Genomic DNA, 12,771 nt, shown 5'->3' with positions numbered 1-12,771 from the left:
GCGACTGCATTGCATCTCTGAAAGACAGCGTGAGGTAAGAACGCCGGCGCCGGCTGAATGTTCCACAACCGAAGCGGCAGAGACCTCAGGTGCGGAGATGCATGCGGGGAGCAAACCCGTTCGATGACGGAGCAGGTAGAGCGAAGTGGCGGGGGGGGCGCGTAGCTATGCCGCAATGCGCGCAAAGCTGGCCGTGCTCACCCGCCGTGGCGAACCATGGCGGGATTTTCCATGCTTCGGATGCGATCAGGCCGGCTCAGCCGACCCGGACGACAAAATGCTTGGTCACCGGCTCGATGATCTTCCAGGTGCCCTTGAAATCGGCTTCCACCACGAAGGCGTCGCCGGGGCCAACTTCGACCGGCGTGCCGCCGTCGGGCGTGATGATGATGCGGCCGGCGATCATGTGCACGAACTCATAGTCTGTGTAGGTCGCATGATAGGTGCCGGGCGACGCCCGCCAGGTTCCGGATATCACCTTGCCGTCTTCTGTCGTGTGCTGGACGGCGGTCTGCATGGTCGGCTGGCCCTCGACCACGATCCAGCCAGGCAGATCGCCGGCTTCCGCGTGCTCGACCGCGCCGAATTTGAAGATGGTTTTGTTCGTCATGTCGGGCTCCGTTTGCTTCGTGTGTTCGCGGTCGGATAGCCGATGCACATGACGGGAGCAATGCCGTGCCATGCGAAACAGGCGCGGCCGCGCATCCGGGCATGACCCGCCCGCTGCCCGCGCCGACTTGGAGTGCTATGGCTTGTGCCGTGCCGAGACCAACTCCGCCCTGCGTTGCGCCGTCTCCAGCCCGAGGCCGATGAAGGCGCGCGCGTGCTTGGCGAGGGCCATATTGTCGGTCCACAGATTGCGCCAGATGGCGGTCTTCTTCGACAGGTTTTCATCGACGATCTCCGAGGAGAAGGATTCGAAGCTGAGGTCGTCGGCGTAGCCGATGGCGGTCAGCGCATCGAATATTCCGGCGAAGTCGATGTTGCCGGTGCCGAGGAAGCCGCGATGGCTCTCGCCCATATGGACATAGCCGATCTTGGCCGCCGCGTGGCGGATGGCGAGACCGACATCGGCCTCCTCGATGTTCATGTGGAAAGTGTCGAGATGCAGGAAGATGTTGTCCGACCCGGTGTCCTCGATGAAGGCGAGGCCCTGCGCGGCGGTGTTGAGCAGGTTGCTCTCGAAGCGATTGACGATTTCGAGGTTGAGCGTGACGCCGGCGGCCTTCGCCGTCTCGGCGACCTTTGCCAGCGTTGCCGCGCTGCGGTTCCATTGATCGCGTGTCGGCGCCTCGACCTGCAGCCCATGGCTGGTCGAAAGAATGCCGGCGACCTTGCGGCCGCCAAGATCGCGCGTCAGCGCGATGGTGTCGTTGAGGATCTCGACGCCGCGCGCGGCGATCGCCTTGTCGGCGCTCGAAATATCGCCATCTCCAGGCAATCCAATGCTGATCGCGACGCCGAGATCAAGAGCGGCAATGCGTTTGGCAAGCGCGCCGATATCGACATTGGCGGGGTCGAGATAGGAGAATTCGATCAGGTCGAACCCGGCCTTCTTGGTATTGGCCAGCGTGCGTTCGAGCTCGCCCGGCGCCGAGCTTGCCGACCAGACGAAGGAATGGATTCCGATGCGCGACATGATCGTCTCCGGCATTGAGATGGGATGAGAATGGGTGCGGCCGGGATCACCCCGGCCGCACCAGCCGTGGGAGGCTTAGCGGGCCGCGGTCCAGCCCTTGTAATCCTTCAGGTTCTCGGCCGTGATCAGCTTCGGGTCAAGTAGCACCGTCGGCTCAGCGGGCTTCTTGCCGGCCAGCAGATCGGCCGCCATGGTCAGCGATTGGCCGGCCATCACATAGGGATCCTGCGAGGCCGAGGCCTTGATCATCGATTTGCCGGACGCCAGTTCCTTCTCGATATCGGGTGCGCCATCGACTGCCGTGAAGACGAACTCGGAACGGTTGAGCTGCTTGGCGGCGAGTTCGGCGCCGATCGCCGTCGGATCGTTGATGGCGAATACCGCGTCGATCTTGTCAAAACGAGTGAGCAGCGACTGGAACACTTTCAGGCCGCCGTCACGCGAGCCTTCGGCATTCTGGTCGTCGGACAGGATCTTGATGTCGGGATGCTGGGCAAGCACGTTCTTGCAGCCCTTCACCCGCTCCAGGATCGACGAAGACGCCGGTCCGTTGAGGATGACGTAGTCGCCCTTACCGCCGGTGTGGTTGACCAGGTATTGGCAGGCTTCCTCGCCGGCCTTGACGTTGTTGGTCATCACAGTGACGTCGGCGCCCGGTGCCGAAACGTCGAAGGCGGCGACGACGATGCCGGCGGCCTGCGCCTTCTTCACCGCGGGAGCGATTGCCTTGGCGTCGACCGCGTTGAGCATGATCACGTCGACGCCGGCGGCGATGAAGGAATCGACCTGCGAGACCTGCTTGTTGAGGTCATAGTCGGCCGACACCGACGTCACCTCGACCTTCGGATTGATCTTCCTGGCCGCATCCTCGATGCCCTTGATGGTGGCGACGAAGAAGGGGTTGCCGAGCAGGCCGACCGAGATGCCGACCTTGTTGAGGTCCTTGGCCGATGCCGGCACGATGGCGACGGCCGCGAGGGCGGCGCCGCAGAGCAGTTTGGCGATGGTCTTCATTACGCTTACTTCCTCCTGATGCCCCGCGCCTCTCACGGTGCGTTACAAGCCGGTCTTTGATGCCGGCGACCAGGTCACTCACGTTCTCGCCCCTGCTTGGAGCCGGTAGCGGTCGAGGGCGACCGCCACGATGATGACCAATCCCTTGATGATGTACTGCCAGATATCAGAGACACCGGCCAAGATGAGCCCGTTGGACAGCACCGCGATGATCAGACCGCCGATCAGCGTGCCCCAGATCGACCCGACGCCGCCGACGAAGCTGGTGCCGCCGAGGATGACGGCGGCGATGGCGTCGAGTTCATAGCTCTGCCCGAGTTGTAAGCCGTTGGCGGCGTAGAGCCGGGCCGCCGACATCGCGCCGCCGAGACCAGCGAGCAGGCCGGAAACGCCGTAGACGAAGAGCAGCACCAGCGGCACCTTGATACCGGTCAGTCTGGCTGCCTCGGCATTGCCGCCGACGGCGTAGATCCAGGTGCCGAGCACGGTGCGCTTCAGCACCAGCCAGGACAGCACCACCACCGATAGGGCGATGATGACCAGCCAGGGGATGCCGAGCACCGAACCGTTGCCGATGAAGTCGAACGGCAGGTCGGAGTTGAACACCGTCGTGTCCTGCCCGAGCAGGCGGGCAACGCCGCGCACGGCGGTCAGCGAACCCAACGTGACGATGAACGGCGGCAGCCTGATATAGGCGACCAGCAGCCCGTTGATGAGCCCGAAACCGAAACCGACCAGGATGGCCGCCGGCACGCCGAGCAGGCCCCAGTCCGGCACCAGCGACACCAGCACCGCCACCATCGCCGAGGCGGCGAGAATGGAGCCGACCGACAGGTCGATGCCGCCGGTCAGGATGACGAAGGTCATGCCGGCGGCAAGCACGATGTTGATCGACGATTGTTGCGTGACGATGAGCAGGTTGGTGCCGGTCAGAAAGCGCGGATTGATGAACTGGAAGCCGGCGGCCAGCAGCACCAGCACCGGCAGCATGCCAAGCGCCGCAAGCGCGGTGCGCAGCCGCCGGCTTCTGACCGCCGCCTGATCCACGCTCTTCGTCCCGGTCGTCCTGTCTGTCATCGCTGAGACGCTCCCGTCGCAAGTTCCATGATCGCTTCCTGGCGAAGCGGCTCGCCTTCGGATGCCGTCACCTCGCCAGCGATCGCGCCATCGCGCATCACCAGCACGCGGTCGGCGACGCCGATCACCTCGGGCAATTCGCTGGAGATCATCAGGATGGCGATGCCCTTGTTGGCGAGATTGTCGATCAGCCGGTAGATTTCGGACTTGGCGCCGACATCGACGCCGCGGGTCGGCTCGTCGAGGATGACGACCTTCGGCTCGGTCTCCAAGAGGCGCGCGAGCAGCACCTTCTGCTGGTTGCCGCCCGACAGCGAGCCGGCATTGGCCTGTGCCGAGCCGGTGCGGATGGACAGGTCGGCAATGGCCTTTGCCGCTCTCCTGTCGGCGGCGGTGAAATCGCGAAAGCCGCCGGCTCGCGCATCCCTGGCCAGCACGCCCATGCTGATGTTGTCCGAAATCGCCATGTCGAGGAACAGGCCGAGTTCCTTGCGGTCCTCGGTGAGATAGGCGATGCCGGCGTCGAGCGCCTCGCGCGGCGAGCCGATGGTCACCGGCTTGCCGTCGAGTTCCATCGTGCCGGCGCTGCGCTTGTCGGCGCCAAAGATCAGCCTGGCAAGCTCGGTGCGGCCCGAGCCGACGAGGCCTGCCAGTGCCAGCACCTCACCGTGATGGAGGTCGAACGAACAGTTCTTCAGCAGACGCCCGTCGGACATGCCGCGCACCGAGAGCGCGACGGCGCGTTTCTCGTCCGGCGGGCGATGATCCTTCTTGTAGAAGGCGGAGAGATCGCGGCCGACCATCATCGAGACCAGGCGCGACGCGTTGAGGTCGGCGCGATCGAGCGTGCCGACATAGCCGCTGTCGCGCAGCACACTGACGCGGTCGGCGAGTTGGTAGACCTCCTCCATGCGGTGGCTGATGTAGATGATCGCAATCCCTTGCGCTTTCAGCGTCGCGATCACCTCGAACAGGCGGTCGGTCTCGCGCGAGGTCAGCGACGTGGTCGGCTCGTCCATGACGATGATGCGCGCATTGGTCGACAGCGCCCGGGCGATCTCGACCAGCTGGCGCTCGCCGAGCGACAGGCTGGAAACCAGGGCACGCGCCGAGAAGGAGACACCGAGCCGGCCGACGATCTCGGCGGCGCGCCGGTTGCACTGGTCGCGGTCGACGACGCCGAACCGGCGCGGCTCGTTGCCGAGGAAAATGTTCTGCGCCACCGTCAGGTTCGGCGCCAGTGACAGTTCCTGGTAGATCACCGCGATGCCGGCGGCGCGCGCCTTGATCGGATCGCCGGTCGCGGCGGGCGCGCCATCGATCAGGATCTCACCGCCGGGATCCGGCCGATAGGCGCCGGACAGCACCTTCATCAGCGTCGACTTGCCGGCGCCGTTCTCGCCCATCAGCGCGTGCAGTTCGCCTGCGTGGACGCTGAGCGAGACGTCCTGCAGGGCGCGTATCGCGCCAAAGGTCTTGGAGATGTGGCGCATCTCCAGCACCGGCTGGCGCGCCGCTAGCGTCCGGACTGCCGCGCTCATCGCGCACCCCCTGCCGTCTTGGCGGCGCTATCATGCCCGGCAACGCGATCGCGCCAGGTGTCGCGATAGCCGGCGAGGCCGCCGAATTGTGTCGCCTGCACCGGCTCCGGCGGCTCGGCGGCGAAGCCTCGGCCCACGCTCTCGAAGGCGAGCGCCGCGGCGCCCGTGGCGCTGCCTTCCAGCGAGGCACCTTGCAGGAAGGCCTGACCGGGACGCAGCTGCGCCAGCAGCCCGGCGAGCAGGCCGCCAGTGTTCAGTCCGCCATCGACGATGACGATATTATCGGAATGGCTGAGGTCGAGGCAGAGATCGATCATCAGCGCCACGTAAAGCAGCGCCACCGCCGCGCGTTCACCGGCATCGGGCGTGCGCCCGACCAGCCGGCCAGGGCGATCCGGCATCGGCCCGCCCGGAGCGAAGCTCGGCAGCGCCATGAGGCTGGCATCGATCGCCTGCTGTATCGGGCCATGCGGGATCGCGCCTTGCCAGCCGCCGCTGATGACGGCGAATTCGCGCCCGCCCATGAAACGGGTGGTCGGCACCGGACCGCCGTCGACATCGACATTGACCAGCATGTCGCGGTCGCGGTCGAGCGCTTCGAGCGGACAGTCGGGATTGAGTACGACGACCCAGGTGCCGGTCGACACGACGGTCAGCGGTCCAAGCCCTTGCCGTCGATAGGCGTACAGCGACGCATTGGAGTCGTGGACGCCGTTGTGGATAGCGATCGATCGCCCGGCACTGCCGAAGCGCTGCTCGCCGATGACGGCGCCGGCGCGTTCGAAAGCCGGCATCTGGCCGCGCCAGCCTTCGGCGTCGACCAGCGAGGAAAAATCACGTTCGCGCGGCGCCCACAAATGCGAATGGCAACCGAGATAGGACACTTCGCAGACCGGCAGGCCGCCGAGACGCCAGCTCCAGTACTGGGGATAGCCGAGGAACCATTTCGCCGCCGCGAACGTGTTGGGATCGACTTCCTGCAGCCACAGCATGTGACGGCCATAGTTGAAGCCGAGCGGCAGGCGGGGAGAGAACGTCTCGGCGAAATCCGGGATACGGCGGTCGATCCGCGCCGCGATTTCGGCCGGCGGCTCCTGCTCGTAGTCGAGGATCGGATGGGTCAGCGCCTTGTCGTCGACAAGGGCGAAGGTGCAGCCATGGCCCGACACCATCACTCCTTCCACACCGTGGCTCTCGACCGCGTCGGTGACGGCACCGAACGCCCAGCCATGGAGGGCGGCATCGTCGAGTACGCTGAAACCGCCTTGTCGCGTCCATTTCGGCTGCGTGCGGCGCTCGTCGAGGATGCGTCCGTCCTGGCCGAAGACGAACAGTTTCGAATTGGTCTTGCCGAAGTCGAGCACCGCCACGTTCACGCGAGGGCTCCCGAGGTTGAAGCAATCCGCACCATGACGCCGGCATCCTCCAGCATGCGCGCATCGGCATCGGAGAGCCCGTCATCGGTGATCAGCGTGCCGATGCGCGACAGGGGCAGCGCGACATTGCGGGCGTGGATCGACAGCTTGCGGCTGTCGGCCAGCACCACGATCTGGTCGGCGCAGAGGCTGAGGTCGACGATGGAGCGGACCAGCAACGGATGCGATTCCAGCAGCCCTTCCTGGTTGAGCCCTTGCGTGCCGAGAAAGAATTTCGAGGCATAGAAGGGCGTCACCTGGGTCGGCGAATGGATGATGCCGGGCTCGCGGTGCAGGTCGCCGCCCGCAACCGTCAGGCTGCAATGGCCATGGTCGCTGAGATAGGCCGCGAGCGGCATCGAATTGGTGTAGAGCCGGATGTTGCGGTCGGCGAGCTTGACGCCGAGATGGAAGCAGGTCGAGCCGCCATGGACGATGACGGCATCGCCATCGCGTACCATGGTCGCGGCGACCGCCGCGATCTGCCGCTTGGCCTCGACGGCAAGGTCACGGTTCTCGTCATAGGGTCGGGCATAGGCGACGCCCGCATGCGAAGCGCCGTCGAGTGCCGAGATACCGCCATAGACCTTGCGGGCTTCACCGGCCTCATCGATTCGGTCGATATCGCGCCTGACCGTCGCCGCCGAGACACCGAGCCGCTCCTGCAACTCGCGCACGGAGGCGAACGGGCGGTCCCGCAGCAATTCGACGATCTGACGTTGGCGGCCGACGTCGCTCACCCTTTCCTCCCTGACGCCATTTCCGTGGCAATTGGTGCAACTTACTCAACATTAGTCGGAGTGCAAGCTGATTTGACGATAGTAGATCAGCATTGACGCAGATCACTCACATCTGCGATACCATCGCCAACGCCGGTCCCGACGACGGGATTTTGTGCGAGCGCTGGAGAAAAGGGCCATGGCAACCCAAGCTGATGCACAGGAACTTGCCGCCTTGCGGGCGCTTTCGGCCAGCATCGGGCTGAACCCGCATATGACGCAGGCGGCGGGCGGCAACACCTCGCTCAAGGCCGGCGACACGCTGTGGATCAAGGCCTCGGGAACCTGGCTGAAGGATGCGCTCAGCGACGACATCATGGTGCCGGTGGCGATGGCACCGCTGCTCAAGGCCGTCGAGCAGCGTGATCCAGCCGCCGACAAACCACAGGCCTTCGCCATCGAAGACCTCAATCCGCGTGGCCTGCGCCCGTCGATCGAGACCACGGTGCATGCCTTGATGCCGCAACGCGTGGTTCTGCATGTCCACTGCGTCGACACGACTTCGCTTGCCGTCCAAGCCGATGGCGAGGCCGAGGTCGCCAGGCGGCTGGGCGACATCGAATGGGCCTGGGTGCCCTATTTCCGGCCAGGCCTACCGCTCGCCCGCGGCATTGCCGAGAAATTGCGGCCGGGGGTCAACGTGCTCATCCTTGGCAATCACGGGCTGGCGGTCGCCGCCGAAACCGTCGCCTCGGCGGAAGCCTTGCTGCACCGCGTCCGGTCGCTGCTGGCGCGGCAGCCGCGCACGACCGCAGCACCTGATATCGCCGCCTTGACGGCGCTGGCCGGCGACTACCGATTGCCGGCGGATGTCGAAGCGCACGCGGTCGCGCTCGATGCGGAAAGCCTGGAGATGGCCGAAGCCGGCAGCCTCTATCCGGACCATGTCATCTTCCTCGGCCAGGGCTCGGTCGTTGCGAAACCGGGCGAGGACGTGGCCGGCGTCATCGCGCGGGTCGGCGCGGCACCCGTGGCAATCCTGTTTCCCCGCGCCGGCGTGCTGATGCGCGGCGACGCCAGCGCCGGTGCCGACGCCATGCAGCGTTGCCTCGCCGACGTGACCGCGCGCGTCGATGGCAAGGCGCGGCTGAACTATCTCACCGCCGCCGAGAATGACGAGCTGGTCAACTGGGACGCCGAGCAGTATCGCCAGAAGCTAAACGCCGCCAGCACGGCCTAACAGGGGACGGACGACATGACGCCACTTGTCGTCGGCATCGACATCGGCACCTCCGGCGCCCGCGCCGTCGCCATGCGTCAGGATTTTTCCATCGCCGGTCAATCCGCAGTGCCACTCGACAGATTTGGCCAGAACCCCCGTGATCCCCGGACTTGGTGGCAAGCGGTCCAGGCGGCGCTGGCGGATCTGCTTTCGGGCATCGACCGCGCCGCGATCCGGGCCGTCGCCGTCGACGGGACGTCGGGCACGTTACTGCCGGTCGACATCGATGGGTGGCCGTTGGCCGAGCCACTGATGTACAACGACAAGGTCGATGACCCCGACATCCTGGCCATGGTCGCCCGTGAGGCGCCGGCAGCGAGCGCCGCCCACGGAGCGACTTCCGGCCTCGCCAAAGCCTTGCGGTTCCAGCATCAGCCCGGCATAGCGGCCGTGCTGCACCAGGCCGACTGGATCGCCGGCAACCTGTCCGGACGCTTCGGCGTCAGCGACGAGAACAATTCGCTCAAGACCGGCTATGATGTCGAGGCCCGCCGCTGGCCAGACTGGATCGCGACCACCGGCATGCGCATGGACCTGCTGCCTGATGTCGTCGAACCGGGCGATGTCACCGGCACGCTAACCGCGGCGGCCGCGGAGCTTTTCGGCCTGCCGCGCGATGTGGTCGTGGTTGCCGGCACCACGGACGGCTGTGCCTCGTTCCTGGCGACGGGCGCCACCGCGGCCGGCGACGGCGTCACCGCTTTGGGCTCCTCGCTAACCATCAAGATCCTGTCCGAACGGCCGATCTCGGCGCCGCGCTTCGGCATCTACAGCCATCGGCTCGGCGATGTGTGGCTGGCGGGCGGCGCCTCGAATTCCGGCGGCAAGGTGCTGGCGCAGCATTTTCCGCTCGCGCGGATCATCGAACTCAGCGCGATCATCGACCCCACGACCGAGACCGGCCTCGACTACTATCCGCTTGGTACGGCTGGCGAACGGTTTCCCGTGGCCGATCCGGCCTTGGCGCCGCGTCTCACCCCACGGCCCGCTGACGATGCCGACTACCTCAAGGCGATGTTCGAGGGCATGGCGGCGATTGAGGCGCTTGGTTACAGCAGGCTGGCCGAACTTGGCGCGCCGGCCCTGACCTCCATTCGCAGCGTCGGTGGCGGCGCCGCTAACCCGGTGTGGAGCGCGATACGGCAGCGCAAGCTCGGCGTCGCGTTCCTGCCGGCATTGTCGGACGAGGCCGCCGCGGGTACGGCGCGGCTGGCGCTGAAAGGCGCAAGCGAGGCAGGGCTTCTATGAATACGAAAAAGCTCGAACGTCTCGACGGCATCGGGCCGCTGGCGGAACGCTATCAGGTCTTCCTGCTCGACCAGTTTGGCGTGCTGCATGACGGGCAGGCTCCCTATCCCGGCGCGGTGGCGGCACTGTCCACGCTGAAGCGCGCCGGCAAGACCGTGGTGCTGATCTCCAATTCCGGCAAGCGCGCCCGGCCCAACGAGGCACGCCTGCTGAAGCTTGGCTTCGAGGCCGGCAGTTGGGACCATTTCGTGTCCTCCGGCGAGGTGGCGTGGCGACGTTTCCACGAGATGGCGGCGACCGGAGCCTTGCGGTCCGGCACGAGGTGCCTGCTGATCAGCCGCGACGGCGACCGCAGCGCGATCGAAGGCCTGCCCTTCGGGCTGGCGGAAGCTGGCGAAGACGCCGAACTGGTGCTGATTTCGGCCAGCGAGGGGGACCGCCACGACCTCGACCACTATCGCCGGCTGCTCGCCCCGGCGGCGGCGCGGCAAGTACCGTGCTTCTGCACCAATCCCGACAAGATCATGCTGACGGCGGTCGGACCTCGCTTCGGCGCCGGCGAGATCGCCGATCTCTACGAAACCCTGGGCGGCGGTGTCACCCGCATCGGCAAGCCCTATCCGGCGATCTTCGAGGCGGCACTCGCACTGGCCGGCGAACCAGAGCACGGCAGCGTGATCTGCGTCGGCGACAGTGTCGAACACGATGTTGCAGGCGGCAATGGTGTCGGAATCGCAACGGCGCTGGTGCTGGGTGGAATACTGGCCGGCACGCCTGACCTTGCCGCTGTTTTCGACGTACACAAGGCCTGGCCGGATTACACCACGAATTCGTTCAGCTTTCGCTGACCGCTTCCAGCATCCGCCTTGCGCTTTCCTCGTCGGTGATCAGGATTGTCGGCACAATCAGGTTCATGGCGCCGAGCAGCGCATCGGTCTTTTCCGCGCCGCCGGAGGTCAGAATGCGGATCGGCGCCTTGCGCAGCCGGTCGACGTTCACCGACATCACATGGTTGTTGACGGGATGGTCGACCAGATCGCCATTGCGGTCGTAGAAATGGAACAGGAGGTCGCCGACGGCGCCGCGCGCCAGCAGCGCCTCCCGGTCCGCTTCCCTAAGGAAGCCGCCGCGCGAGAAGGTGGTGGCTGAAGCGATGCCGCCAACACTCAGCAGAACGGCATCGAGCGCGTCGGCCATTTCAAAAACCTCCTGCAGACCGCAACGTTCGACCAGCGCGATCTTGGTCTCGACGCTGTCGACAACGGCCGGCGTCGGCATCAGATAGCCGTCGCCCTGGAAGATTTGGGCGAAGCGCCAGGCGAACTCGGCCGGGTTGGTCCGGCGTGCGATGCCGACGCCGCCAAGCAGCGAAATCACCTTGAAATCGGTCAGCGATTTGGCGCTGATGAACGGCAAGGTGTGGAACAGCGTATTGCCCCAGCCGACGCCGACCTGCATGCCGGACTTCATCGCATCGGACAGGAACATGCCGGTCTTGGCGGCGATTGCCGGGATCGGGTCGGCATTGGCCGCTGTCAGCGGCGCCACCAGCGCCTGCTGCAGGCCGAAGGTCTTTTCGAGCGCGCGTTCCAGCCGCACGATCTCCAGAAGCTCGCTCTCGATGGTGATCTTGACCTCGTTGCGCGACCGCGCCTCCGCCAGCATGCGCACGATGGTGACACGGCCGACCCCAAGCACGTCGGCGATCTCGTTCTGCGTCATCTGCTCGACGAAATACATCCAGGCGGCGCGGATCCTGAGGCGGTCCGTCCGGCTCTCGCTGACGACCTGCTCGGTCGCTTCGGCTCCTGCCCGCCTTTCGTCGGTTTGTCGTCCCCTGGCCAAATGATCCCTCCCCCGCGGCGGCGGACGCGCGCGCCGTCGCCGATTCTGCGTGCTGGTCTAGTATCGCCTATTGATCTACCAATCGATAGGAACAATGTAGAGTCGGTGGGCCGGCCATTGCAGGTGGCCCCGCACGGCACATTCGAGGCGAACCGCGATGCTCCGACAAATCTCCGAAGATGTCCGCGTCAACCTCAAGGACCGGCTGCGGGAAGTCCGTGACATCATCCGCCAGAGCCGCCATGACGGCGCCAGCGAGGCCAGCCTGCTGCACGAAGCGACCAGCCATCTGCCGCCGTTTCCGGGCAAAGGCATCGAAGGCCTGCTCAGCCATGCCGCGAGTGCCGTCGACGAAGCGCTGTCGATCGCCGAATCCTTCGTCCCGCATGAACGTCCGATAAGGGTCGACGGAACGACCGTAAAAGGCCTCGGCACCTATTTCCCGGCAGGGGACGAAGACCAGCAATTGAGCGCCGAGCGCCTGTTCCGGCGCGACATGTATTATCTGACCAAGGCGGTGCTTGCCGGGCTGAAGATCGACCATGCCCGTATCCATGAAGCCGGGTTCGCCGCCGTCCACGCGGCCATGCGCAGGCGCCATGGCGATCTGTTGGCTGCGCTGGCCGCGCCTGGTGCTGGACTGCAGGCGATCGCGGCGACGTGTTCGGCGTTGCTGATCGAGTGCCTCGGCCATCGCCCGATCCGTTTTGATGACACCGCCCCGGAAGCGACGGCAATGAGTGATAGGGCGCTCGACATAAGCTGCCTGGCGCCGGTCGTCCTGGCCTGCGGGCTGGCGACAAACGGCCGCAACGACGCGCCGGAGCCCGACATGCTGGAAATCGCGATCCTGGCCGCCGATATCCGCCGCGACCGCATCATCCAGGCCTGCGCCAAAACGAGCCCGGCCGATGAATTGACACCTGTCTTCGCCACCTTGCTTGCGCATTTGCCATAAGGCCTCCTGGCGCAGTTCCAGAAAACAGAGCGG

12 protein-coding genes are annotated in these 12,771 nt (G+C 65.7%); 4 read left to right on the top strand and 8 right to left on the bottom strand.

Features of this window, described 5'->3' with window-relative positions; translation table 11 throughout:
- Nucleotides 1-256: 256 nt before the first annotated feature.
- The 7 genes from FJ434_RS14465 to FJ434_RS14435 all read right to left on the bottom strand — a co-directional run bounded on the left by FJ434_RS14465 (nucleotide 257) and on the right by FJ434_RS14435 (nucleotide 7,426).
- Nucleotides 257-610 carry a cupin domain-containing protein gene (locus tag FJ434_RS14465; RefSeq protein WP_027143543.1) on the bottom strand — a complete coding sequence of 118 codons (354 nt, stop codon included), beginning with the start codon at nucleotides 608-610 and terminating at the stop codon, nucleotides 257-259.
- Between the two features lie 135 nt (nucleotides 611-745).
- Nucleotides 746-1,639, bottom strand: coding sequence for a sugar phosphate isomerase/epimerase (locus FJ434_RS14460; protein WP_140747990.1), 894 nt, complete (start codon nucleotides 1,637-1,639; stop codon nucleotides 746-748).
- A 75-nt stretch (nucleotides 1,640-1,714) separates the two neighbouring features.
- Nucleotides 1,715-2,653 carry an ABC transporter substrate-binding protein gene (locus tag FJ434_RS14455; protein ID WP_140747992.1) on the bottom strand — a complete coding sequence of 313 codons (939 nt, stop codon included), beginning with the start codon at nucleotides 2,651-2,653 and terminating at the stop codon, nucleotides 1,715-1,717.
- A gap of 78 nt (nucleotides 2,654-2,731) precedes the next feature.
- The gene (locus tag FJ434_RS14450) at nucleotides 2,732-3,730 is read right to left on the bottom strand and encodes a ribose ABC transporter permease (RefSeq protein WP_140503380.1); all 999 of its coding nucleotides are present in this window, start codon (nucleotides 3,728-3,730) and stop codon (nucleotides 2,732-2,734) included.
- Complete coding sequence (locus FJ434_RS14445; protein WP_140747994.1) at nucleotides 3,727-5,271, bottom strand: sugar ABC transporter ATP-binding protein; 1,545 nt, start codon at nucleotides 5,269-5,271, stop codon at nucleotides 3,727-3,729. The genes FJ434_RS14450 and FJ434_RS14445 overlap by 4 nt, the downstream gene beginning before the upstream one ends.
- A complete protein-coding gene (locus FJ434_RS14440) occupies nucleotides 5,268-6,647 on the bottom strand; it encodes a carbohydrate kinase (RefSeq protein WP_140747996.1) in 1,380 nt (459 codons plus the stop codon). Before FJ434_RS14440 ends, FJ434_RS14445 begins: the two co-directional genes overlap by 4 nt.
- Complete coding sequence (locus tag FJ434_RS14435) at nucleotides 6,644-7,426, bottom strand: DeoR/GlpR family DNA-binding transcription regulator (RefSeq protein WP_140747999.1); 783 nt, start codon at nucleotides 7,424-7,426, stop codon at nucleotides 6,644-6,646. Before FJ434_RS14435 ends, FJ434_RS14440 begins: the two co-directional genes overlap by 4 nt.
- A gap of 178 nt (nucleotides 7,427-7,604) precedes the next feature.
- On the opposite strand from FJ434_RS14435, the gene FJ434_RS14430 reads away from it, so the two are divergent.
- Genes FJ434_RS14430 through FJ434_RS14420 form a run of 3 tightly spaced genes read left to right on the top strand, consistent with a single transcriptional unit; the run spans nucleotide 7,605 to nucleotide 10,783 of the window.
- Nucleotides 7,605-8,645 carry a class II aldolase/adducin family protein gene (locus tag FJ434_RS14430; RefSeq protein ID WP_140748001.1) on the top strand — a complete coding sequence of 347 codons (1,041 nt, stop codon included), beginning with the start codon at nucleotides 7,605-7,607 and terminating at the stop codon, nucleotides 8,643-8,645.
- Between the two features lie 15 nt (nucleotides 8,646-8,660).
- Nucleotides 8,661-9,935, top strand: coding sequence for an FGGY-family carbohydrate kinase (locus tag FJ434_RS14425; RefSeq protein WP_140748003.1), 1,275 nt, complete (start codon nucleotides 8,661-8,663; stop codon nucleotides 9,933-9,935).
- The gene (locus FJ434_RS14420) at nucleotides 9,932-10,783 is read left to right on the top strand and encodes a TIGR01459 family HAD-type hydrolase (protein ID WP_140748005.1); all 852 of its coding nucleotides are present in this window, start codon (nucleotides 9,932-9,934) and stop codon (nucleotides 10,781-10,783) included. Before FJ434_RS14425 ends, FJ434_RS14420 begins: the two co-directional genes overlap by 4 nt.
- Here the strand turns inward: FJ434_RS14420 and FJ434_RS14415 are convergent.
- Nucleotides 10,770-11,675: a sugar-binding transcriptional regulator gene (locus FJ434_RS14415; protein WP_348640970.1), complete on the bottom strand. Its 906-nt coding sequence runs from the start codon at nucleotides 11,673-11,675 to the stop codon at nucleotides 10,770-10,772. The genes FJ434_RS14420 and FJ434_RS14415 overlap by 14 nt on opposite strands.
- 262 nt (nucleotides 11,676-11,937) lie before the next feature.
- Between FJ434_RS14415 and FJ434_RS14410 the strand changes: the two genes are divergently transcribed.
- The gene (locus tag FJ434_RS14410; protein WP_140748009.1) at nucleotides 11,938-12,738 is read left to right on the top strand and encodes a hypothetical protein; all 801 of its coding nucleotides are present in this window, start codon (nucleotides 11,938-11,940) and stop codon (nucleotides 12,736-12,738) included.
- The last annotated feature ends 33 nt before the right edge of the window (nucleotides 12,739-12,771 follow it).

Source organism: Mesorhizobium sp. B2-5-13, from assembly GCF_006440535.1.
Lineage (GTDB): Bacteria > Pseudomonadota > Alphaproteobacteria > Rhizobiales > Rhizobiaceae > Mesorhizobium > Mesorhizobium salmacidum.
Note: the sequence above shows the minus strand (reverse complement) of the source record. Positions and strands in the feature narration are given on the sequence as shown.

Excerpts from the sequence above, each read along its gene's own strand:
- FJ434_RS14465 (WP_027143543.1), bottom strand. The coding sequence starts at position 610 with ATGACGAACAAAACCATCTTCAAATTCGGCGCGGTCGAGCACGCGGAA.
- FJ434_RS14460 (WP_140747990.1), bottom strand. The coding sequence starts at position 1,639 with ATGTCGCGCATCGGAATCCATTCCTTCGTCTGGTCGGCAAGCTCGGCG.
- FJ434_RS14455 (WP_140747992.1), bottom strand. The coding sequence starts at position 2,653 with ATGAAGACCATCGCCAAACTGCTCTGCGGCGCCGCCCTCGCGGCCGTC.
- FJ434_RS14450 (WP_140503380.1), bottom strand. The coding sequence starts at position 3,730 with ATGACAGACAGGACGACCGGGACGAAGAGCGTGGATCAGGCGGCGGTC.
- FJ434_RS14445 (WP_140747994.1), bottom strand. The coding sequence starts at position 5,271 with ATGAGCGCGGCAGTCCGGACGCTAGCGGCGCGCCAGCCGGTGCTGGAG.
- FJ434_RS14430 (WP_140748001.1), top strand. The coding sequence starts at position 7,605 with ATGGCAACCCAAGCTGATGCACAGGAACTTGCCGCCTTGCGGGCGCTT.
- FJ434_RS14425 (WP_140748003.1), top strand. The coding sequence starts at position 8,661 with ATGACGCCACTTGTCGTCGGCATCGACATCGGCACCTCCGGCGCCCGC.
- FJ434_RS14420 (WP_140748005.1), top strand. The coding sequence starts at position 9,932 with ATGAATACGAAAAAGCTCGAACGTCTCGACGGCATCGGGCCGCTGGCG.
- FJ434_RS14415 (WP_348640970.1), bottom strand. The coding sequence starts at position 11,675 with ATGTATTTCGTCGAGCAGATGACGCAGAACGAGATCGCCGACGTGCTT.
- FJ434_RS14410 (WP_140748009.1), top strand. The coding sequence starts at position 11,938 with ATGCTCCGACAAATCTCCGAAGATGTCCGCGTCAACCTCAAGGACCGG.